Below are 20,736 nucleotides of genomic sequence, written 5' to 3' on the forward strand. Positions count from 1 at the left end.
AATTCCCCGCCGGCGCTTGAGGGCACGGAAGACGATTTCAATGAAATACTCCGTAGCTCGCTGCGGAGTATTTCATTCATACCTCCCATTTTTACCTCTTTTCCCCATTCAGTCCACACTACCTAGAGCGCGTCGTTTCTTTGCGCGAAGTCGCTTGCGCAACCTTGACACGGCGTTGCCCGCCTACTATCATCTTTCCTCAATCATGGCAGAAAACAGACAGTCGCACGACGCGGACGCCGCCGGTTTTGCGGTGGTCGACGTCGAACGGAGCGTGCGCACCGGATATCCCGAAGTCGTGTACTGCGCGGGCAAAACGGACGAGCAGGCGGAGCGCATCATCGCCGCAATGCGGGAGCGTGGCATTCCGGCGCTGGGCACAAAAGCGCGCGAATCGCTTGCCGAACGCGTTGCCACCCGGTTCCCCGACGCCGCATACGACCGCACAGCGAAGACGCTTGTCGTCGGTACGTTTTGTGCGCGGGAAAACCGGACGGGACTCGTCGCCGTGGTATGCGCGGGCACATCTGATTTGCCAGTAGCCCTCGAAGCGGCGCGGACGGCGGAGTTTTTCGGCAGCCGCGTGGAAGTCGTCGCCGACGTGGGCGTCGCGGGCATTCACCGGCTCTTTGCCCGCCTCGACGACATAAAAAAAGCGCGGGTCATCGTCGCCGCCGCCGGTATGGAAGGCGCGCTGCCCAGCGTTATCGCGGGGCTGGTTTCCGCGCCAGTCATCGCGCTGCCTACCAGTATCGGCTACGGCGCGTCGTTCGGCGGGCTATCGGCGCTGCTGGGAATGCTCAACGCCTGCGCGCCGGGCATTTCGGTGGTGAATATCGACAACGGGTTCGGGGCTGGGTATCAGGCGAATTTAATCAACAAGCTATAAATTCAGAATGCAGCGTTCAGCCTTCGCAAGACGCCCGTGTTTCTTGCATAAACCCGGCATAACGGTGAAGCGTAGAGGCAGGGGGGAAATGTGGCGGATTTCTGTTTTTTGCCTTGCAGCTCAAGGTTTTGACCCGGAAACGGAAGTCTTTGGTTTCCGGGTTAGGAAGTGTGAACTTGAAAATAGAGGAACAAACATCTGATATGAATGTCGGCGACGAAGAAATCGGTGAACTTTGCGCAGCGCATAGCTATTCCCCGCCGACGCTTGAGGACACGGAAGACGTTTTCAATGACGTGTCGTGCCCGGTCCAGTTCGTGGTTGTACATTTTGCTCTTTCCGGCTTTTAACCGGAGGGATAACTGCGCTTATATCAGCTCCCTTAAGCATGTCGAACAGTTCTTACGTGTCATATGCCTTGTCCGCAAGGACTTCCATTCCTCCATAAGGTGAGACGCTTGGTTACGATCTGTGCCGCTTGCCGATATTCCGTACTATTCAACTATCAAGTGTAATTCGCTGTTCAACCACTTTTGTGCGACTCATATCCTGACTGCCGCCTCGTGCACCGCATGTATCCACGTGTGCTTTGATATAGGTCGAATCTATCATAAGAATATCCCCGGCAGGCTCGCCTATTGCGGCATCCGACAGTATTTTCTAGAGCCTTTTGTCGTGTTAATACGTTTTAGGATTTATGTTATAAGAGGACGCATTATGCAACGCGTTTAAATGGTATTATATGAAACTTGTATAGATAAAGGAGTTTGAGGTGGAAAGAAATAACTACACGCCGATGCTTCTCAATGAATTTCAAGCGTGGTATGAAAAAAAGTATAGGCGAAATGAAGATTCTTATAAAACTTTAATTGTAAAAACCAAGTTATCGGTTTTATCAAAAGTTGATTTTATCGGTTTCTTCTACAAATTTATTGGAGACGGCGGGAAGGTACAAAGCTGTGAAAATAGAACAAAAAACTTATTCAGAAACGAAACGTTGGAGAATAACTATAATGCTTTCCGCGTATATGTTTTGGAACCGTTTAGTAACAATTTTAACGTAAAGAATTGGCTTTTTTATAAAAATTCACAAATCAGATATTTTGGAATTGGAATATCAACAATATATCTGAATAGAATTGATAAGAATCATTATCCAATACCAAATAACAAAACCCTTGATGGTTTACAACAACTTAGCTTTGATATTCCTTCAACAAAAACATGGAAGAATTATCGTAAGGTTTAGGATATTCAAAATGAATTAATTGCTACTCATGTTTTTTTGAATAATTATTTTAAAGTTGATGCATTAAATCAATATATTATAGGAGAGAAAGAGGGCTGTGAACTATTAAAAAATAGCAATGAGTATGCTCAAAATGATGAAGAAATCACTTCGGATATTAATGCGGATGTGTATATAAATAATAGAATTAATTTATTAAATAAAATTACAGAATATGCCAGCACGGGGAATACCTATATCATAATTAATTCAAAGGCATATAAACGCGATAGATATCAAAGTGGTTTAATTAAAAAATATAGAGGAAATAAATGCCAATTTTATTCGCATACAATTCGGAAGCAAAATGGCGAATACTATATTGAAGCATCTCGTATTACATCAAAGCTAGAAGGTGGTGACGAGAAACTCGAAAACATTTTAGTGTTATATCCAAATTGCCACAAGCTATTCGATCTTGGCTCTAGAGAAAAAATCGAAAGGACAAAAACGAAATATTCGGTAAAATTAAACGGGGAAGAATATTTTATAACACTTGACTAATAAATATTGTAATGTGCCCGATTTCACTCCCTATTTCCTTCACTTATGCTACATTGCTCGTTATGAATATCGTTATCTCCGTAAACAAACATATTCCCGACGACAACCTCGAAACCCTCAAATTCATAGAAGCGAACATCCTTGACCGTATCTATCTTGCCCTGCCCTTTTTCAGCAAGCAGAAGACACGGCGGTATTTTCTTGAGATCGCTGGAAAATTTTGTGCAATAGTCAGTGCTATGGCGGAAATCGGTAATGTTTTTGTTTTTCCCGTAAGGGGAACACCGACCGCGCCGCCGAAGCCCTCGCGGGAAGCAGCGGAGGTTTCGCTGCACGCAGCGAGAGTTATTCTGCAAGCGGTGAGAGTCATACTGGAAGCGGTAAGACTTATTCTGGAAGCAGCGAAGGTCATACTGGAAGCAGTGAGACTTATTCTGCACGCAGCGAAAGTCATACTGGAAGCAGCGAAAGTCGTACTGCGTGCAGCGAAGACCGTAATGCTGTGCAAAATCGTATACGGGAGCGGACGAATAGGTGGAAATAACTTATCCCGTATCGATTCCTTCATCCTCCCCGCGTATGCCGCACCGCCTCTTATGGGACACTTTCCCGCCGACCGTATCCGCTTCGTCCCCGCGGGGCGCGCTCCACCTATATACGCAAAAAGCGCAGCCCGTGCGGACTGCGCTTTTTAATGGTTCTGCGTTTCGCCGTAAGGCTACATGACGATTTCCACGTCTTCGTCTTTCGCGGCGCGGTCCTGTCTGTCCATAAGCGCTTCGGTGATTTTTTCCACCAAGCGGAGCGAACCCCGGTAGCCCACTATGGGGAAATACGAGTGCGCATAGCGGTCAAGAATCGGGAAACCCACCCGCACGAATGGAATATCCTCCGCCTTGGCAATTTGCTTGCCGTAGCTCGTGCCGAGCAGAATGTCCACCGGTTCATTCTTAATCCACTGGTGCAGTTCAAACAAATCCCCCGGAGCCTTCACCGTGCAGCCCGTAACGCCCGCCCGCGCAAAAAGCTCTGTGCCTTTGCGCATGAACGCGTCGCCCGGCGTGCCGGTCAGCACGTATTTGGGAATCATTCCCAGTTCAAGCGCAAGCGAGGTCAAGCCGAGCACCGTGTCGGGGTCGCCGAAAATCGCCGCCTTTTTGCCCGAAAGGTAAAAGTGCGAGTCCAGAATCACGTCCACCAGTTGCCCGCGCTCTTCTTCAAGCTCGTAGGGCACCTCGTTTTTCGTCCAGTGCGAAAGCCGCACCAAAAACGTATCAGTGTTCGCAATGCTTATCGGCAGCGGCAGAAGCTCATACTTTACGCCGCATTTCCGGTCGAGCGCGTTTGCCGGCTCCTCGCTCGTCAGCTCGCCGAGCGCAAACACCTTTTCGCAGTCGCCCAGCGACACAATCTCGCCGATTGTCGTGCCGCCCTTCGGATACATTGCGTAGGTGCCCGTCATCGGCGCGTCCATAACCTGACTCGTGTCAGGGAACATAATTGTCGGCGCGTTCATCAGCTTCGCAATGCGCTTCAGTTCCCGCATGTCTCCCGGGTTGACGAAGCCGGGAAAAATCACCGACTTGCCGTTCGGCTTGCCGCTCGACTTCGCGAGGTATTTGATGAAGCCGCTCATCATGTTAAAGAAACCGTTTATGTGGCTGCCCACATAGCTCGGCGTGTTCGTGTGGACGACGAGCTTTCCCTCGGGAATCTCCATATCCCGAATGTACGCATTCATGTCGTCGCCGATAGTCTCGGAAAGGCAGGTCGTGTGCACCGCGATAATGTCGGGGTTGTAAATCTCGAATATGTTTTTCGCGGCGGTGCGAATGTTGCTGCCCCCCCCGAATACCGACGCGCCTTCGGTGAATGAACTCGACGAGGCTATCGCCGGCTCCTTGAAGTGGCGCGACAGGAACGTGCGGTGATACGAACAGCAGCCCTGCGAGCCGTGGCTGTGCGGCATGCAGTTGTGCACCCCCAGCGCGGCATACAGCGCCCCCACCGGCTGGCACGTTTTGCACGGGTTAATCCGAAGCGCGGTGCGCTCGCTTGTTTCTATAGGCGTCAAATTAAGCATTTCCGCCTCCTGCGCTTACCGTAGCTTCAAGAATCGGCTCGTTTTTCCACGGCGGCGTTACCAGTTTCCACGCGGGCGCGTAAATGCCCATAGTAACGTCCCGCGCAAAGTTTATTGCCCCCTGAAACCCCGCATACGGGCCGCTGTAGTCGTAAGAGTGAAGCTGCCGCGACACCACGCCTGCCTTTTGCAGCACGTATTTGTCTTTAATGCCCGACATAAAGATATCCGGCTTCAGTTCCGCAAGGAAAGCCTCGGTTTCGTAATGGTTCAGGTCGTCCACCACCACGCTGCCGTTCTTCATGTCGGGGATGATTCCCGCATAATCCTCAAGCTGGATTTTGCCCTTCAGCTCGGCGTAACGTTCCGGTGTCAGGTACGCGCGATAGTGCAGCTCGTCTTTTTCAACGTCCAAATGCTCAATGTTCTTGTTGTCCGCGTCTATTTTGATAGACGGGATAACCTTTCGCCCTTCGTAGTCGTCGCGGTGCGCGAACTCGTGTCCCGCAAGCACCGTAGACATGCCGAAATCCGCGAGCAGGAACTGATAGTGGTGCGAGCGCGAGCCACCCACATACAGCGCGGCAGTCTTGCCTTTGAGCTTTTCGCGGTAAAACTCGCGCGCTTCCGTTATCTGCGCCAGTTCGTCTTCGATGACCGCTTCCGTCCGCGCCGACAGTTCCCCGTCGCCAAAGAAAAGCGCCATTTCCCGAAGCGATTTAATCGTCGCGTCGATTCCGATAAAGTTGACTTTGAGCCAGTGGACGCCGTATTTGGTCTCCATCATTTCGGCGATATAGTTAATGGAGCGGTGGCACTGTACGAGGTTCAGGTTGGCAAAATGCGCGTTCTGCAAATCCTCGTAACTCCCGTCCCCCGTCATCACCGAGATGATTTCGTAGCCGATGCGTTTCAGAATGCGCTCGGTTTCCCAGCCGTCCCCGCCGATATTGTATTCGCCGAGCAGGTTCACCGTATGTTTGGTCTTCGGCGGCTTGTCGCCCGTCCCGATGATGCGCCGCATGACGGTGTTGTTGGCGATATGGTGCCCGCCGCTCTGGCTCACGCCCTTGTATCCTTCGCAGCTAAAAGCCATGCATTGTATGCCATACTGCTTTTCGGCGTCTGCCGCCACCGCGTGAATGTCGTCGCCGATAAGCCCCACCGGGCAGGTGGAGCATATCATAATGTGCTTGGGGTGAAAAATCTCCATAGCTTCTTTGATAGCCCTCCGGAGTTTTTTGTCGCCGCCGAACACAATATCCGGCTCCTGCATATCGGTTGAAAAACAGTACTGCGTGAAGCTCGCGCCGTTTTCTACCCGCGCCTTATTGCGCCGCGTGCCCCACGAATAGAACCCGCAGCCGATAGGCCCGTGCGTTAGCACCAACACGTCCTTGAGCGGACCGAGCACTACGCCTTTGCACCCCGCATAGCAACAGCCGCGGTTGGTCATAATGCCGGGCACCGCGCGCGTGTTTGCGACAATCTGCTGGTCGGGCGAGCTCTCGTCTATTTCGACGATATGCTCCTTCCGGTTTTTGTACACCCGCGCGCTGTATTTGTCCAGCACCTTTGTTCTTGCGCTTACCATAAATCCTTCTTTCCTTTTTTTAATCTTTACAATGTGTTTTCGCCTGTACGGACGCCGTAGGTTTCCGCTATCGGCAGGATAAAAACCCGCCCGTCGCCAGGATTCCCCGTCTGGTTTATGTTGACGATAGTCTTTACCGCCAGCTCGACTTGGTCATCTTCGATAATCAGCGTGAAAAAACGCTTGGGAATAAGCCGCATACTTTCGGTGAGGGATTCGCCCACGCTGGACACCGGCAGCTCGCCGTTTTCCACCACCAATTGTAATAGATTCGGGTCGAGGTGTTTCTTCCCCCTGCCGAGGCAAGGGCGGCACAGAAAGGCTGGAAAGCCCGCGTTCGCCAGCGCTTCTTTCGTGGCGTTGACCTTGTTCGTCCGAATGAACGTCATAATCTCTTTCATCGTCCCTCCTTACAGCCCCTGTTTGCCGGTGCTGATAGTATAGGCGTCCAATACCGGACTGACAAAGATGCGCCCGTCGCCGAAATGCCCCTTTTCACCGGTGCGGGCGTTCCGCATAATGGTTTTCACCACGTCGTCTTTGTCTTCGTCGTTTACCACCAAGAGGAGCATTTCCTTGGGGATTTCGTCATAATGCACGTCCCCGATAGAGATGCCCTTCTGCTTGCCGCGCCCGAACACGTCCATTTTTGTTACCGCCGGAAAACCTGCGGCCAGCAATTCGCTCAGCACAATACCCACTTTTTCGGGGCGGATGATTGCTCGTATCAGTATCATAAAAGTCTCCTTCGTTTTTCGTTTGCTAATGCGCTGGGATTTTTGTAGAGGCGAAAGCGTTTGGGCAAGTCTGCGAAGCCCCGCTTTCCGCTCCTTAAAAATCTCCAGTGGTTTTATATGTCCATAAGCCCGTGTTCCATGAGCAGGGATTCCAGTTCGTCCTGCTTCATGGGCTTGGGAATGACGAATAAGTCGTTGCCGTCGATTTTTGCGGCAAGCTGGCGGTATTCTTCTGCCTGATTGCAGGTCGGGTCAAACTCAATAACCGTCTTTTTATTGATTTCCGCCCGCTGCACCATGTTGTCTCGCGGCACGAAGTGAATCATCTGCGAGCCGAGTTTTTTGGCGAATGCGTCCACCAGTTCCCGCTCGCCGTCGACTTTGCGGCTGTTGCAGATGATTCCGCCGAGTCGGCAGCCACCGGTATTAGCGTATTTCAGAATGCCCTTGGAAATATTGTTCGCCGCATACAATGCCATCATTTCGCCGGACGCGACGATATAGATTTCCTGCGCTTTGCCTTCGCGGAGAGGCATCGCAAATCCTCCGCAGACAACGTCGCCTAATACGTCGTAGAACACATAGTCAAGGTCTTCGGTGTACGCGCCGAGCCGTTCCAAAAGCCCTATCGACGTGATGATGCCGCGCCCGGCGCACCCGACGCCCGGCTCCGGGCCGCCCGATTCCACACACCTAATGCCGGAAAAGCCGGGCTTCAGCACAAGGTCAAGGTCAACGTCCTCTCCTTCTTCCCGCAGTGTGTCCAGCACGGTCTGCTGGGCGAGACCGCCTAAGATAAGCCGCGTCGAGTCCGCTTTGGGGTCGCAGCCCACAATCATAATGTGCTTGCCCATAGTGCCAAGTCCCGCGTTCAGGTTTTGGGTGGTGGTCGATTTGCCGATTCCGCCCTTGCCGTAGATAGCTACCTGCCTCATTCGTAATCCTCCGTAATTAAAGAAAATATGTACATTGCCGAAGCAAAAAAAAACGACAATGCGCCCGAGAGCACCATTGCCGTTGATTTCGGGGCTACTCTAGCACAGAAAAATTATTTCGTCAACAGGAAACGGGCTCTGGTAGATATTTTTCTTTGCTTTTTCCGACACGCTGCGAATTGCGGGCAGCGGTGTAGCAAAAATGCGGACGGGCAAGACGCCGAATTTCGCTATCCGCCTCGCAGCACTGTCGTTCCGTTGGCGCGGCTTCAGGAAAAATGCGTATCCGGCGGGCGGTGATTCGCGTGAGTGGGACGGTTTTTTGTCGGACGCGGGGCAGACGACACTACCGTTCGAGTGCTTATAGAAGAAGGCGAATTATAACGGGACGGATTCCGCAGCCACGAGACTTCCGCCGAGGTCAGGTTCCGCGTCCCGCCTTCACGGAGCGAGCCGATTTCGAGTATGCCGATTCGGGTACGCGAGAGGCGCTTAATCGGCACCTCGAAATGTGCGAACACCCGCCGAATCTCGCGGTTCTTGCCCTCGACCAATGCAATGCGGACGCGGAGCGGCGCAAGCTGCCTGATAGCGCTGCACCGGTAGAAAACGCCGTCTATGCGAATTCCCCGTGCGAACTGCTCGACCAGCGCGCCGGGGATAGGGGCGGTTGTGTCGGCGATATATTCCTTCTCGATATTCGACGAAGGGTGCGAAACGCGGGCGGCAAAATCCCCGTCGTTGGTAAAGATGAGCAGCCCCGACGAGTACATATCGAGCCGCCCGATATTATAGAGCCGCTCGGCGTAGCGGGACGCGACGATATCTCCCGCGAGGAGGCGGTTTTGCTCGTCGGCGCAGGAGCACACATACCCGACCGGTTTGTTGAGCAGCACGTAGCGTTTCGCCGTTTCGGGCTGCACCCGGTTCCCGTTAAACAACACGGTGTCGGCGGCGGACACTTTCGTGCCGAGTTCCGTTGCCGCACACCCGTTCACCGACACCCTGCCAGCTGTGATGAATTCTTCGCATTTCCGCCTGCTCGCCACGCCCGAAAGCGCGAGGTAGCGCTGCAAGCGCATCGTGCCGAAATCCCCGACGCCGGGGTTCGTCCCGTGCGGCGCGTTTATGCCGTTCGGGTCTGCGCCGGCAGGTTTTGCATCGAGGCATATTCCCCGTAGTACGCTTGTACCTTTCGGGTGTATGTTGCCGGATTCTGAATCAGCAGGGTTCACCTTCCGCGATATGTTTATGCCTCTCGGAGAGACAGTGTTTTTTTTTGTATAGGTTGCTCTCGTCTGCGTTACGCTTATGCCGTTCAGGAGGGGACTTTCTTTTGCTATTTTGTCCGCTCCTGTCTGTGCTGCGCTTGCGCCGTTCTGGGTTGCGCCGCCGACGGCGACTTCCGGGGCAAACTGTGTCGGCAGCGTTTCTCCCGTCTGTTCGTCGGGCGCCGAAGGCTGGCAGCCGGGTTCCGCCGCGTTACCGAAGTTCAAATCGTTCATGTTCGCTCTCCTCAAGCTGCGGCAGGTCGGCAATGCTATTCAGGCGGAAGAATCTGAGGAACTCCTTCGTCGTGCCGAACTGCACCGGCTTCCCCGGCACGTCCTTCTTGCCGACTTCTTTGACGAAGCCGCGCTCGGACAGCAGGCGAATCATGTTGTCTGCCGAAACGCCGCGGATAGCCTCGATTTCCGCGCGGGTTATGGGCTGGGAATACGCGACTATGGCGAGCGTCTCTATCGCGGCGCGGGAAAGGCGGCTTTCGCCCTTCCGCGCGTAGTGCTCACGGAGCGACTCCCAGACGTCCTGCTTCGGGCGCAGCGCCCAGCCGCCCGAAACCCGCGCCAGCTCCACGCCGGAATACTCGGCGGCGTATTTGTCGGCGAGCAGCCCGAGCGCCTCGCCGACCGCGCCCTCCGCCAAGCCCGAAATGCGGGACAGCGCCGCCTCGTCCTGCGGCTCGCTCTCTATAAAGAGAACGGCTTCGATTATCGCCGCTTCCTTTTCCACCCGACTCCCGCCTATGCCGCCTGATACGGGCGGATTTTGATATCGCCGAACGAGCGGCTCTGCCAGATGCTCGCCGTCTTGAACTTGACCGCTTCCAGCACCGCCATAAACGCGCACACGACGTCGAGGAGGCTGCCTTCCCGCACGATTAAGTCGGTCAGGAAGCATTCGCCGCGGCTTTCCAGCAGCCTGCCGAGCAGCGCGAGTTTTTCGGCGAGAGGTATCTCCTCGAACAGGTTCGGAATCTCGCCGGAGGCATACGAGGCGAACAACTGCCGGTATATGCTTCGCATATTCCTGAGCGCGCCCTCGGCGTCTGCCTGTTCCCAGAGCTCCGCCTCGCCGAGCGGCAGCGCCTTCCAGCCGTTGTGCCGCCCGAAGCCCCAGTCCGCGCCCCCTTCCGCCTCGCCGAGCAGGCTCGCCAGCTTGCGGAACTTCTGGTACTCGATAAGCCGGTCGACCAGCCCCTGCCGCGGGTCGGACAGTTCCTCGTCGGCGGGCGAGACTTCGGCAGGCAGCAGCATCTTCGACTTGATATAGAGCAAATCCGCCGCCAGCGCGTAAAACTCGCTCATGCCGGCAAGGTCGTCCGTCGCCCCGTCGAGATATTGCAGAAACTGAGCGGTCAGAGAGGCGAGCGGAATGTCGTAGATATTCAGGTCGTTCGTCTTAATCAGATACAGCAGGAGGTCGAGCGGTCCCTCGAACGCGTCCAGCACGAACGTGCGCCCCTCGCGCAGCCGCCCCGCCGTTTCGGGCTGGGGCTCAAACAATTCCGGCATATCGGCTGTACTGTCGCCGATTCCGCGCAAAATGGCAAGAGGCGATACCCGCGCGGAACGCGGGCAACGTCCGGGGTTCCTTGAGGAAACTCGGCATAGAGGCTTTCGTCCTTCGGCTTGCGGTAGTTCCTTGCAGGGGAACGGCAGATAGGTAAGACCCGTGCCCCGCATTTGAAACACGGGCAGGTTCGGAGTCCCTATGTGGGCAAGTATGGACTGCCGACACGGGCAGGTCGTCATAGAGAAAGGGAACACGGCAAACCCGTTCGGCAGGCAACTGGACGGAAACCTCGTCAAACTCTGCGCATAGGCTGAAACCTGTGTGTCGCGCGTATCGCATACGTGTACTATAAAAGGCAACGGCGTTTGGTGGGCATGAAGCGTTCCCCTTGCAGGGGAACGACCAAGTTCCCTGCAAGGAACTCGGCGCATAGGGCGGGCAGGTTTCAAAACCCGGCACGGGTGGGACGCAGCGAGAGTTTGGCAGCGCTCGTATTCCTATTGACGGTTTCGGCGAGCGGCGCTATTATATGGGCGTGCGTGTGCAACGCGCACGAGGGGCGTCCGCTTTCAGAGCTTGCCTGAGAGACGGATTTGCTGCTGATCTCCGGTACAGCATACGATGTCGAACACACACGAACCGGCTGTGCACCCAGCATTCGCGCAAGCGGGGAACAGTTCCATGAAAAAGTCCAATTGTGCTGTCGGCGCGCTGAACACCGCCGTCATTGCGGCTGCCGGCTGCGCGAACAACGCGCTGAAAGCGCCGGATATCCGCGCGGCGGATTCCGGCGCGCTCGGCGGAGAGCGCGGGGCGTTCCACCAGAATAGGGGTGTCCTCGTTTTCCTCCCGGGAAAAGCCGCGGTCATTCGGATTTACGGGAGCGAAGGTTTTCCCACACAAGAAGAATACGAACACCAGTATACCGCTGAGTTTAAGACGGCGGAGGACGTAAAGCGCAACACAGAGCGCCTGTCCGCCTACCTTGCCGAGTGCGGCATACCCGTCACAGTCTCGGAGCACGAGGATGCTTACAGCACCCGGAGCTACGACCTGTTCTTTGAGGGAAGCAGCGAGTGTGTACCGGGCGCAGTGGAACAGCACCAACGACTGGGGGCAGCTTGCGTTCTATTTCAGCGGCGTGTGGGAGCGCCGTACATTTCGGACTGTCCGGTGGATGGAATATTGCACGGATGCTGATCAAGGATGTTTTCGGCACGGGCAAATATCTCGACCTGTCTACCGGAGAAACGGAGTGGATATTGCCGGAGAACTGGTGGCGGTAAGCAGTACTGCCGCTTTGCTGGCGCTGCGCTCCATTTGCGAGAAATAGTTCCTTAAAAGAAACCAGCGGACAAGCGGACGGGGAGGCAAACATGCTCCCCGCCTTTTTTACGCCCAAAGGCGGGTTTGCCGAAGGGCGGAAAGAAGCGGGATGCGTCTATATACCGAGTTCCCTCAAGGAACTCGGACGTTGCCCGTGCGGGCAACGCCGCTGCCTCTGTGCCGAGTTTGCAACGAGCCTCTGTCTACCTCTAGGTAGTGTGGACTTAAAGGTAGAGGAATAAACACCTGACATGAATAGCGGCGATGAAGGAAGCGGTGAGCTTTGCGTAGTGCATAGCGACTCTCCGCTAACGCTTGAGGGCACGGAAGACGTTTTCAATGATGTGCCGTGCCCGATACAGCTCATGACTGTACGCTCTCTGCTCTTTTCGGCTTTTAACCGGAGGGATGACTGCTGTTATATCCGCTTCCTTAAGCATATCTAGCAGCTCGTTCGTGTCATACGCCTTGTCCGCAAGGAACGCTTCCGTCTCCAAACCCTCCATAGGGAAGAGTGCTTGGCTACAGTCCGCGACAGTACCGCTTGCCGGTATCCCGTACTCGTCAACTGCCAAGTGTAATTTGCTGTTCAGCCCCCTTTTGTACGGCTGATATCCTGACTGCTGCCTTGTGCCCCGCATGCGTTCGCGTGTGCCTTGATATACGTCGAATCTATCATAAAGATATCCCCGGCAGGCTCGCCTATTGCGGCGTCCGCCAGTATTCTCCATATTCCCTTATTCCGCCAGCGGCAAAACCGCTTGTGTATGCTGTTCCAGTTCCCGAATTCTGGCGGTATATCCCTCCACGGAGCGCCTGTACGCGTCTGCCACGCTACCGCGTTGATAAACCAGGCGGTTGTCTTTCGCCACTCTCCCGTGCTTCCCTGCCTGTCCGGGCAACAGGTCTTTTATGCGTTCCCGCGCCTCGTTGCTTATATCGTGACGGTGAATGTCGTCATTTCTTTTCATGCTTTTATTTTATCTCTTTTCCCTATCTAGTTCACACTGCCTAGTACGGGTAAGAACCTAACGTGGTTATCAAGAAGGCTTGCCGAAGAGCGGGAAAAGCGGCAGAGAGGCAGCGAATAGGGCGGCACAGAGGCCACGAACAAAGCTGGGAAAGCCGACGTTTGCACGGGCAAGTGCCTGCCAGCAAGCCCGCTCGGGCAGGCAACTACGCGGAAACCGCCGGCATATCGCTCGGCAGCCCGGTAGGCGCTTGCCCGTATTACGGTTTTATGCCGCCCCTCGGTTGGTTTCCCCGGAAATCCGGTCGTTCGGCTACCGCCGAACGCCGTATCCTACTTCACAAACTGCCTGACCTTGCCCGCAATGCTTGCCGCGTCCAGTCCGTACGTCTTGAGCAGCGCGTCGTAGGGGCCGGTGTCGCCGAAACGGTCTGCAATGCCGATAGGCAGATATTTGAAGCCCACTCCGCCGGGCGCAAGCTGCTCCAGCACCGCGCTCCCGAATCCGCCCATAATGTTGTGCTCCTCCACGGTTACGAGCCTGCCGGTCTGCCGCAGCGACTCGGCGAGCAGCGCGGGGGCGAGCGGCTTCACGAAGGGCACGGAGAACACCGCCGCCCTCACGCCGTCTTTTTCGAGCAGTTCTGCCGCCTCGAGCGCCGCGTGCACCGTGATTCCGGTCGCGGCGAGCGTTACGTCCGCGCCTTCCCGCAGCGCTATCGGCGCCCTGTCCCCGAAGGCGAAGTCTTTCGGTTCCGCAAGGTTGGGGAAGGCATTCCGGTTCAGCCGGATATACACGGGGCAGTCGCGCCCAAGCGCGTATTCGAGCGCCTTTGCCGCCTGCTTTGCGTCACCGGGGACGATAACCTCCATATTCGGCAATGCGCGCATAATCGCAATATCGGCTACGGACTGGTGGCTCGCGCCGTCGAATGAGTCGCTCAAGCCGCCATACGCGCCCGCAATGACGACCGGCAAATGGTTGTAGCAAAAGTCCTGCCGGATTTGGTCTGCGCCCTTCAGCACCAGAAAAATGGCGAAGGTGCTGACGACCGGGTGAAACCCGCACGCCGCAAAGCCCGCCGCAACGCCGACCATATTGCCCTCGGAGACGCCGCAGTTGAAAAAGCGGCTGGGAAAGGCTTTGCCGAACAGCGCCGTCTTTGTGCTCGACGACACGTCGGCGTCAAGCACCACGATTTTGCCGTTCTCGGCGCCCAGTTCGGCGAGCCTCTTGCCGAACGCGTCCCTCATCGCCTCGCTCATGTTGCACCCCCTTCCGCGCGCTTTATCGTTCCGCTCATAATGCCGCCTCCTTCGCTTCCGCGTCCTTCAGCAACTGCGGACGCCCCTTCGCGTAGCTGCCGTCGTCGATAGCCGCACCGTGCCACGCGTTCTTGCCTTCCATAAAATCCACGCCTTTGCCCTTCACGGTGTCATAGATGACGGCTTTCGGCCACACGTCGTCGCCGTCGAGCCACGCGAATGACCGCAGAATGTCTGCCGTGCAGTGCCCGTCGTATGCGCGTGGCGCAAGGTGCCAGCCGAACGCCGTGAACTTGTCCGCGAGCGGCTCAAGCGGCAGAATGTCCTCCGACCTGCCGTCGAGCTGCACCTTGTTGTAGTCGACCAGAAAGACCAGCCCCTTCGGGCGGTACTTCGCCGCGAAGAGCATAGCCTCCCACGTGGAGCCTTCGTCGAGGCAGCCTTCGCCGGTGAGCACATAGGTACGGAAGCCCGCGCCGGAAAGCGCCGCGGAGAGCGCCATTCCGCAGGCGACGGACAGTCCGTGCCCCAGCGCGCCGGTGGAAAAGTCCACGCCCGGCACCAGCTTCATGCTGGGGTGCCCCTGCAGAATCGAGCCGAGCGTCCTGAACGACGGCAGCACGGCGGGAGCGAAGAAGCCGCGCCGCGCCAGAACCGTGTACAGGTTGACGGACGCGTGACCCTTTGACAGCACGAAGCGGTCGCGCCCTTCCCACTTCGGCTGCGACGGGTCGATTTTCAGGCGGCTGAAATACAGGGCGGTAACGATTTCCGCGGCGGACGACGCGCCGCCCCAGTGCCCCGTCTGCCGCTCGTGCAGCACGTCGAACATTTCGACGCGGAAGCGCGCCGCCAGCGCCGCCAGTTCCGCCGCCGAATACGCGCCTTTTTTCTCTTTGAGCAAGTCAGATACTGTAGCGCTCACTGTGTTGCCTCCGGTGCAAGATTGTGCCCCTATTTAAGCGCAAAACGGGGGAACGTTTCAAGAGCGTTGCTCTTACGGGCAACGTCCGAGTTTCTTGAGGAAACTGCCGCAAGCCTTCGGCTTGCTACCGAGTTTGCTTTGCAAACTCGCGGTATAGGCAAGGCATGACGGCAAAACCACTGTGCCGCATAGAGACAGAAGGCATACAGGCAGAGTCGGGCGCGTACACGCTGCGGGCGGTTACGCGGTATATGAACGGGAACAAACGGCTGCTCAAGGATAACTGCGTCATAGACTGCCGGAAGCCGCTGACGGTAACGTGAAATGATGCCGTACAGTACACAGGTACGCTACTGTACAGTATACGAGCACACTACTCTCCAGTATGCAGACGCACTACTGTACGGTGTGCAGGCACGCGACTGTACGACGTACCGTCGGGGAGGTGTACGCTGCACAAGCTGGAATGCACCCGCATTACAGGCAGGAATGCGGGTGGACTACAGGCGGGAATGCGTCCGCATTCGCACCCCGCGGATAGGTCGTTACCCTGTGGGTAACGTTCGAATTCCTTGAGAAACTGCCGCAACACCGAAGGCGTTACTACCGAGTTGGCTCCGCAAACTCGCGGCGGTGTATAAGTAAAAGCGGGTGAAGGCATAAAGGCACGCCCTGCAAATAGGGCGGGAAGCCGACGCCTGCACGGGCGTGTGTCGATCCTCTGCATGAGCGAGCGTGAGCCTCGCACTCGGGCAGGTGTGAGATGCACACGCAGAAGAACGCTCGGCTGGGCATAAAAAAGGCGAGGAGGCGTTCCCTCAGGCGCGCTTTTGCACCTGTCCAGCGATGACCTCCCGTCTTGTCCTGTCCGAATAGGCTTCTACCTAGTCACCTGCGTTATCCGTTGCCGTATGTCGCAAGTTCCTGTGCAAGCTGTTCGAGCGCCGCGGTCGGCGTTTGGTTGTATGTCGTGATTCGGGAATAGCACTCCGCCATTTGGTGCAGGAAGAAATGCTCGCGTTCCGTTGCAAACGCAAAACCGTAGGGGTTTTCCTGCGCGCTGAGTCCGACGCGTATCGAGCGCAGGCAGCGGTAAAAGCCGTCGAAGAAGCTGTCGAGCAGGAGGCGCGGCTCAAAGTTCTTCGCGGCGGCGACGGCGGCGCGCACGTCGGGGACGCTGCCGCGAATCGCTTCGGCGGCGAAGTCGTTGCCGAGTTTGCTCACCGCGTTGGCGTCCGTCGGCAAAAACGAGCGCAGGTAGCGTTCAATGCCGCGCTCGCCCTGCGCCGACGGGTCGTCGCCTTCGGCAGGACTCGCGTGAAAGACGCGGAGCAACACCTCGGCTTGCTCCTGCGCCGTCCGCTCGCCGAACTGGTAGGTTCTGACGCGGGACAGAATCGTCGGCAGCACCGCGCTCCGCTTCTCCGTGAGTAGGACAAACACGGCGTCTTCGGGCGGCTCTTCGAGAACCTTGAGCAGTGCGTTCCGCGCCCCTTCCTGCATTCGGTCGGCATTCTCGATAATCACCGTCTTTTTGCCTTCGGCGACGGTGAAACGCGCCCACGAGGATATATGGCGGATATGGGCAACCGGAACCGAGCCGGACACGAAGCCCGCGTCGAGCTTTTCACAGAGCGAGGCGAGCTTCGCCGTCGCCTTTTCGAGCGCCGCCGGTTCAGGAAGCGGGCGGGAGGGGTCAAGCTCCTCCAACGCCTCATCGACGGACGCGACGAGCGGCGAGATTTTGGAGGCTTTGTCGTCGTCAGCCCACAGCACCGGCGAAAAGCGGGCGGTGAGCTTGCGGACGCTCCGCAGAAACAGGTAGCGGACGCTGGCAAGGTACGGCGCATTCACCCGCGCCGCCTCGACGAGCGTCTGCCGCGCGGCGGCGATTTCGAGCGTCGAGGCGCGGAAGCCGGTCAGCAGAAGCCCGGAGTGCATGAGCGCCTTGTGCTTCAGGCAGGACGGGCACGCGCAGTTCCACGCGCCGCGCGCTTCCGCCGAGCGGCAGGCAAGGATTCGCGCGAGCTCCAGCGCGCAGGTGAGCTTTCCCGACGCCGGAGGTCCCGCAAACAGCAGCGAAGACGGCAGCGCCCCGTGCGCGATATCGTCCGCAATGAGTACGGAAGCGTTCTGATAGAGTACATTTTCAAACATAATCTCGCCCACACGTCAGCAAACAAGTTGTGCAGTCTCAAGCCGAGACCGCCTTATTATACAGTATTTTACGGGTTTATTCAATTTGCCGCCCGCGCGTTCAGCGTTCCCGAACACGGGGAACGTCCGAGCTTCTTGAGAAAACGACTACACGCCGAAGCCTTTCGGGGGAAGGCGGGAGAGTCGGCTGATTCCCCCGCTCCTCCTTACAAAAAGCTCCGCACGTTATGATTTTTATGTGCGCTTGTTTTTCGGAAAACTGACGGTGTTTTATAATGCGCTTGCAGAAGTCCGGGACGGACTGCCTTTGGAAACCGCCTCAAGGGGCGGGTGGTTTCCAAAGGCAGCGCACGAGCGGTAGGCAAGAGTCTCGCCTGCCCATAATAGGGGAGGCTCTCCCTTATAGCAGGAAGAGCCTCTATGCGGTACAGAGGTTTTACCTCTCTGCCGCGAGTTTACCTCTACGCCGAGTTTTTCAGAAAACCCGGTCGTTCGGCGGTAGCCGAACGCTTACGCCTGTCCCGCGGAACCGAGCACTTCCTTGTTTTTGTGCGCGTACAGCTTTTTCAGTTCGTCGCGGGCGGGACCGAGGTACTTCCGCGGGTCAAACTCTTCGGGGTGCTCGGCGAACACCTTGCGTATCGCCGCAGTCATGGCGAGCCGCCCGTCGGAGTCTATGTTTATTTTGCACACGGCGGACTTCGCCGCTTTGCGGAGCTGCTCTTCGGGGATTCCGACGGAGTCGCTGAGCTTGCCGCCGAACTTTTCCACCTGACGCACGTACTCGATCGGCACGGAAGAAGAGCCGTGCAGCACTATCGGGAAGCCGGGGAGCTTCCGCTCGATTTCGGCAAGCACGCCGAACGCGAGCGGGGGCGGAATCAGCACGCCGTCGGCATTCCGCGTGCACTGCGAGGGCTTGAACTTCTGCCGCCCGTGGCTGGTGCCGATAGAAATAGCCAGCGAGTCGGCGCCGGTTTTGCTCACGAACTCCTGCACCTCCGCCGGTTTGGTGTAGTGACTCTCCTCCGCCGACACGTCGTCCTCGACCCCCGCCAGCACGCCGAGCTCGCCCTCGACGGTAACGTAGTCCTTCTTGCCGTGCGCGTAGTCGCAGACCTTTTTGGTCAGCGCGACGTTCTCCGCGAACGGCAGGTGCGAGCCGTCTATCATCACCGACGAAAAGCCGCTCTCAATGCAGTCCGCGCACAGCTCATACGTGTCGCCGTGATCGAGGTGCAGCACTATCGGAATCTTATAGCCCAGCTCTTCGGCGTACTCGACCGCGCCGCGCGCCATGTTCTTGAGCAGGTTCTTGTTCGCGTACTTCCGCGCGCCCGACGAAACCTGCAGGATGACCGGCGATTTCGTCTCGACGCAGGCCTGAATGATAGCCTGCAACTGTTCCATGTTGTTGAAGTTGTATGCCGGAATAGCGAAGCCGCCCGTAATGGCTTTCGCAAACAACTCTTTGGTGTTCACCAGCCCCAGTTCTTTGTAGCTCGTCATAGCGATGACTCCTTTGCGAATGATAGCGCCGCCCGCTGTTTTTTTTGCGCGGCGCGGGACAGATACTAGCGGAACGCGGTAAAAAAATCAAGACAAACCGCCTTACCTGTGCAACGCACGGGCAAGGTCCGAGTTTCTTCAAGAAACTCGCGGCATAGCGGGCGGGGATAGAGGCGGGGCAAACGGAAGCGCCCGGCAGGTCTGCTCGGTAGCCAACTGGACGGAAACTGGTCGGCATATCGCCCGGCAGATACAGCAGGCGGTTGGTGCGCACGGAAAAATATGATATATATGGGCGGCTTCGCTTCCATTCAGAGCGGTCATGACGGAGGCATATAATGAGTACAGAATGTACAGACACGGACAAGTTCCTTATGAAGTGTTCACGCGGCGCAAAGCAATATTGATAATAGCCAGATAAATGAACGCACTGAACATAGAGGCGAGTTTGTTGTAAGCGGAAGCATTAACGGAATTAAGGAGCTGCTCCGGTATGGAATGGATGATTGTTGGAGTTATACTGGCTGTCGCACTTGCGCTTCTCCCTGCGATTAAAAACTGGGTGCAGACTGTTCACTGTCCGAAATGCGGGTCATGGTTTACCTTAAAATTTGTGCGCTTTGACGTAACTGATAAGGTTACAGGGCGCGACAAAGACCGTATAGGGTGGCATTCGGGAATTCGTGGCGGATTCAGAACTAACCACACAAGCGAGCAACCGTTTATCCGAGAGTTTGGAAGGGCTCGGTATTTATGCGAAAAATGCAATTTGCATTTGACTATCGAAACGCATAGGGATAAGAGATGAAAGAGAAACGGATTAACGCAAAAATCGTGCTCGGCAAGTGTCAAAAAACAAAAGGCGTTTTTGGCATGCGCATCGAAGAGCGGCAAAAAGACTGGGTGCGGACTTGGGCTTTCAAAATTGACGAAAAAAAGGCGAAGCGAGAGGGGTTTGACAAAGAAAAAACGAGCGGGTCTATGAATCCAACAAGCGAATATCCGGGCTGCCCGTATTGCGGAACAAACAGCATAGCGCAGTGCAGTTGCGGAAAGATTTTTTGCTGGCGGGATGAGACAAAACAGGGGACGTGTCCGTGGTGCGGGCTTTCCGGTGAATATAATACGGTAAACACACTGACTGTAGAAGGCGAGGTGCTGTGATGGAATTCAAACAAGGCGACAAAGTACAACTGGAAGGCGGCGGGACGGCAGCTATCAACAAAAAACTGGGGCAGGGCGGGCAGGGAATCGTGTATTCGGTTTCAGTAAACGGCAAGCCGCATGCGCTCAAATGGTATACGTGCAAATTCGCAAACAAAGACGCATTCAGAAAAAATATGCAAAAGAATATTGCGAATGGTCCGCCCGACGCAGCAAAGTTTTTATGGCCGCTTTTTTTGACAGAGGAAAACGGCAATGCTTTTGGGTACGTGATGAATTTGCGCACCAAGGAGTTTTCAGAGTTTTCTGATATTTTGAATCACACCGTCAATTTTCCTTCAACAGAGCTTGTGATAAAATCGGCGCTGAATATTGTAAACGGATTCCGGTCGCTGCACCGCAAAGGCTTGAGTTATCAAGACTTGAACGACGGCAATTTTTTTATCAACGTCAATACCGGCGACGTGCTTATTTGCGATAACGATAACGTAACTCCTGACGGAAAAAAGAACGCAGGAAACATCGGCGGAAAACCCGGCTATATGGCGCCGGAAATCGTCTGCGGAAACGCGTACCCGGATTCTCTTACAGAT

At 55.9% G+C, this 20,736-nt stretch carries 21 protein-coding genes and 1 pseudogene; 8 read left to right on the plus strand and 14 right to left on the minus strand.

The features are described 5' to 3' along the window. Window positions 1-205: 205 nt before the first annotated feature. Window positions 206-889 (plus strand): nickel pincer cofactor biosynthesis protein LarB, encoded by a 684-nt coding sequence (gene larB, locus AWU74_RS00005; protein WP_062326405.1) that lies wholly within the window; start codon window positions 206-208, stop codon window positions 887-889. 161 nt (window positions 890-1,050) lie between these two features. Here larB and AWU74_RS11290 read toward each other — a convergent pair whose 3' ends face one another. Continuing rightward, window positions 1,051-1,218 carry a hypothetical protein gene (locus AWU74_RS11290; RefSeq protein WP_162481787.1) on the minus strand — a complete coding sequence of 56 codons (168 nt, stop codon included), beginning with the start codon at window positions 1,216-1,218 and terminating at the stop codon, window positions 1,051-1,053. Window positions 1,219-1,661: 443 nt separating this feature from the next. Here AWU74_RS11290 and AWU74_RS00015 point away from each other — a divergent pair, with 443 nt between their 5' ends. From AWU74_RS00015 to AWU74_RS00025, 3 genes are all read left to right on the plus strand, one after another. Continuing rightward, window positions 1,662-2,138, plus strand: a complete 477-nt coding sequence (locus AWU74_RS00015; protein ID WP_062326409.1) for a hypothetical protein — start codon at window positions 1,662-1,664, stop codon at window positions 2,136-2,138. A 36-nt stretch (window positions 2,139-2,174) separates the two neighbouring features. After that, entirely contained in the window at window positions 2,175-2,681 is a 507-nt protein-coding gene (locus AWU74_RS00020) for a hypothetical protein (RefSeq protein WP_062326411.1), read from the plus strand. Window positions 2,682-2,743: 62 nt separating this feature from the next. After that, window positions 2,744-3,376: a hypothetical protein gene (locus tag AWU74_RS00025; RefSeq protein ID WP_162504569.1), complete on the plus strand. Its 633-nt coding sequence runs from the start codon at window positions 2,744-2,746 to the stop codon at window positions 3,374-3,376. Between the two features lie 23 nt (window positions 3,377-3,399). Here the strand turns inward: AWU74_RS00025 and AWU74_RS00030 are convergent, their stop codons facing one another. From AWU74_RS00030 to AWU74_RS00065, 8 genes are all read right to left on the minus strand, one after another. Then, entirely contained in the window at window positions 3,400-4,764 is a 1,365-nt protein-coding gene (locus AWU74_RS00030) for a nitrogenase component 1 (protein ID WP_062326414.1), read from the minus strand. Then, window positions 4,757-6,358, minus strand: coding sequence for a nitrogenase molybdenum-iron protein alpha chain (nifD, locus tag AWU74_RS00035; RefSeq protein WP_062326416.1), 1,602 nt, complete (start codon window positions 6,356-6,358; stop codon window positions 4,757-4,759). Before nifD ends, AWU74_RS00030 begins: the two co-directional genes overlap by 8 nt. 26 nt (window positions 6,359-6,384) lie before the next feature. Then, window positions 6,385-6,759: a P-II family nitrogen regulator gene (locus AWU74_RS00040; RefSeq protein WP_062326418.1), complete on the minus strand. Its 375-nt coding sequence runs from the start codon at window positions 6,757-6,759 to the stop codon at window positions 6,385-6,387. A 9-nt stretch (window positions 6,760-6,768) separates the two neighbouring features. After that, window positions 6,769-7,095, minus strand: a complete 327-nt coding sequence (locus AWU74_RS00045) for a P-II family nitrogen regulator (RefSeq protein ID WP_062326420.1) — start codon at window positions 7,093-7,095, stop codon at window positions 6,769-6,771. A gap of 113 nt (window positions 7,096-7,208) precedes the next feature. Then, a complete protein-coding gene (gene nifH / locus AWU74_RS00050; protein WP_059369143.1) occupies window positions 7,209-8,030 on the minus strand; it encodes a nitrogenase iron protein in 822 nt (273 codons plus the stop codon). Window positions 8,031-8,299: 269 nt separating this feature from the next. Next, a complete protein-coding gene (locus AWU74_RS13075; protein ID WP_306700868.1) occupies window positions 8,300-9,535 on the minus strand; it encodes a pseudouridine synthase in 1,236 nt (411 codons plus the stop codon). Then, the gene (gene scpB / locus AWU74_RS00060) at window positions 9,513-10,043 is read right to left on the minus strand and encodes an SMC-Scp complex subunit ScpB (RefSeq protein WP_062326422.1); all 531 of its coding nucleotides are present in this window, start codon (window positions 10,041-10,043) and stop codon (window positions 9,513-9,515) included. Before scpB ends, AWU74_RS13075 begins: the two co-directional genes overlap by 23 nt. An 11-nt stretch (window positions 10,044-10,054) precedes the next feature. After that, window positions 10,055-10,825: a segregation and condensation protein A gene (locus tag AWU74_RS00065; RefSeq protein ID WP_062326424.1), complete on the minus strand. Its 771-nt coding sequence runs from the start codon at window positions 10,823-10,825 to the stop codon at window positions 10,055-10,057. A 682-nt stretch (window positions 10,826-11,507) separates the two neighbouring features. Between AWU74_RS00065 and AWU74_RS00070 the strand changes: the two genes are divergently transcribed. Beyond that, on the plus strand, window positions 11,508-12,026 hold the full coding sequence (locus AWU74_RS00070; RefSeq protein WP_062326425.1) for a hypothetical protein: 519 nt from the start codon (window positions 11,508-11,510) through the stop codon (window positions 12,024-12,026). A 350-nt stretch (window positions 12,027-12,376) separates the two neighbouring features. On the opposite strand, the pseudogene AWU74_RS09660 reads toward AWU74_RS00070, so the two are convergent. The 3 genes and pseudogenes from AWU74_RS09660 to AWU74_RS00090 all read right to left on the minus strand — a co-directional run bounded on the left by AWU74_RS09660 (window position 12,377) and on the right by AWU74_RS00090 (window position 15,313). Then, a pseudogene (locus AWU74_RS09660) lies at window positions 12,377-13,123 on the minus strand (IS5 family transposase). Window positions 13,124-13,455: 332 nt separating this feature from the next. Then, window positions 13,456-14,388 (minus strand): transketolase family protein, encoded by a 933-nt coding sequence (locus AWU74_RS00085; protein WP_062326432.1) that lies wholly within the window; start codon window positions 14,386-14,388, stop codon window positions 13,456-13,458. Between the two features lie 34 nt (window positions 14,389-14,422). Then, the gene (locus tag AWU74_RS00090) at window positions 14,423-15,313 is read right to left on the minus strand and encodes a transketolase (protein WP_059369768.1); all 891 of its coding nucleotides are present in this window, start codon (window positions 15,311-15,313) and stop codon (window positions 14,423-14,425) included. A 164-nt stretch (window positions 15,314-15,477) separates the two neighbouring features. Here AWU74_RS00090 and AWU74_RS11295 point away from each other — a divergent pair, with 164 nt between their 5' ends. After that, window positions 15,478-15,636, plus strand: coding sequence for a hypothetical protein (locus tag AWU74_RS11295; protein WP_187150755.1), 159 nt, complete (start codon window positions 15,478-15,480; stop codon window positions 15,634-15,636). A 574-nt stretch (window positions 15,637-16,210) separates the two neighbouring features. Here AWU74_RS11295 and AWU74_RS00095 read toward each other — a convergent pair. Continuing rightward, a complete protein-coding gene (locus tag AWU74_RS00095) occupies window positions 16,211-17,470 on the minus strand; it encodes a DNA polymerase III delta subunit-related protein (protein WP_062326438.1) in 1,260 nt (419 codons plus the stop codon). Window positions 17,471-17,980: 510 nt separating this feature from the next. Next, window positions 17,981-18,979 (minus strand): class II fructose-bisphosphate aldolase, encoded by a 999-nt coding sequence (locus tag AWU74_RS00100; protein ID WP_062326434.1) that lies wholly within the window; start codon window positions 18,977-18,979, stop codon window positions 17,981-17,983. 804 nt (window positions 18,980-19,783) lie between these two features. On the opposite strand from AWU74_RS00100, the gene AWU74_RS00110 reads away from it, so the two are divergent. Next, entirely contained in the window at window positions 19,784-20,143 is a 360-nt protein-coding gene (locus AWU74_RS00110) for a TerY-C metal binding domain-containing protein (protein WP_202966379.1), read from the plus strand. Then, the coding region (locus AWU74_RS00115; RefSeq protein ID WP_238580089.1) for a protein kinase domain-containing protein at window positions 20,143-20,736 on the plus strand (594 nt) is incomplete at its 3' end. The genes AWU74_RS00110 and AWU74_RS00115, both read left to right, overlap by 1 nt.

This window comes from Treponema endosymbiont of Eucomonympha sp. (assembly GCF_001028545.1).

Excerpts from the sequence above, each read along its gene's own strand:
- larB (WP_062326405.1), top strand. The coding sequence starts at position 206 with ATGGCAGAAAACAGACAGTCGCACGACGCGGACGCCGCCGGTTTTGCG.
- AWU74_RS11290 (WP_162481787.1), bottom strand. The coding sequence starts at position 1,218 with ATGTACAACCACGAACTGGACCGGGCACGACACGTCATTGAAAACGTC.
- AWU74_RS00025 (WP_162504569.1), top strand. The coding sequence starts at position 2,744 with ATGAATATCGTTATCTCCGTAAACAAACATATTCCCGACGACAACCTC.
- AWU74_RS00030 (WP_062326414.1), bottom strand. The coding sequence starts at position 4,764 with ATGCTTAATTTGACGCCTATAGAAACAAGCGAGCGCACCGCGCTTCGG.
- nifD (WP_062326416.1), bottom strand. The coding sequence starts at position 6,358 with ATGGTAAGCGCAAGAACAAAGGTGCTGGACAAATACAGCGCGCGGGTG.
- AWU74_RS00040 (WP_062326418.1), bottom strand. The coding sequence starts at position 6,759 with ATGAAAGAGATTATGACGTTCATTCGGACGAACAAGGTCAACGCCACG.
- AWU74_RS00045 (WP_062326420.1), bottom strand. The coding sequence starts at position 7,095 with ATGATACTGATACGAGCAATCATCCGCCCCGAAAAAGTGGGTATTGTG.
- nifH (WP_059369143.1), bottom strand. The coding sequence starts at position 8,030 with ATGAGGCAGGTAGCTATCTACGGCAAGGGCGGAATCGGCAAATCGACC.
- AWU74_RS13075 (WP_306700868.1), bottom strand. The coding sequence starts at position 9,535 with ATGAACGATTTGAACTTCGGTAACGCGGCGGAACCCGGCTGCCAGCCT.
- AWU74_RS00065 (WP_062326424.1), bottom strand. The coding sequence starts at position 10,825 with ATGCCGGAATTGTTTGAGCCCCAGCCCGAAACGGCGGGGCGGCTGCGC.
- AWU74_RS00070 (WP_062326425.1), top strand. The coding sequence starts at position 11,508 with ATGAAAAAGTCCAATTGTGCTGTCGGCGCGCTGAACACCGCCGTCATT.
- AWU74_RS00085 (WP_062326432.1), bottom strand. The coding sequence starts at position 14,388 with ATGAGCGAGGCGATGAGGGACGCGTTCGGCAAGAGGCTCGCCGAACTG.
- AWU74_RS11295 (WP_187150755.1), top strand. The coding sequence starts at position 15,478 with ATGACGGCAAAACCACTGTGCCGCATAGAGACAGAAGGCATACAGGCA.
- AWU74_RS00095 (WP_062326438.1), bottom strand. The coding sequence starts at position 17,470 with ATGTTTGAAAATGTACTCTATCAGAACGCTTCCGTACTCATTGCGGAC.
- AWU74_RS00100 (WP_062326434.1), bottom strand. The coding sequence starts at position 18,979 with ATGACGAGCTACAAAGAACTGGGGCTGGTGAACACCAAAGAGTTGTTT.
- AWU74_RS00110 (WP_202966379.1), top strand. The coding sequence starts at position 19,784 with ATGAAAGAGAAACGGATTAACGCAAAAATCGTGCTCGGCAAGTGTCAA.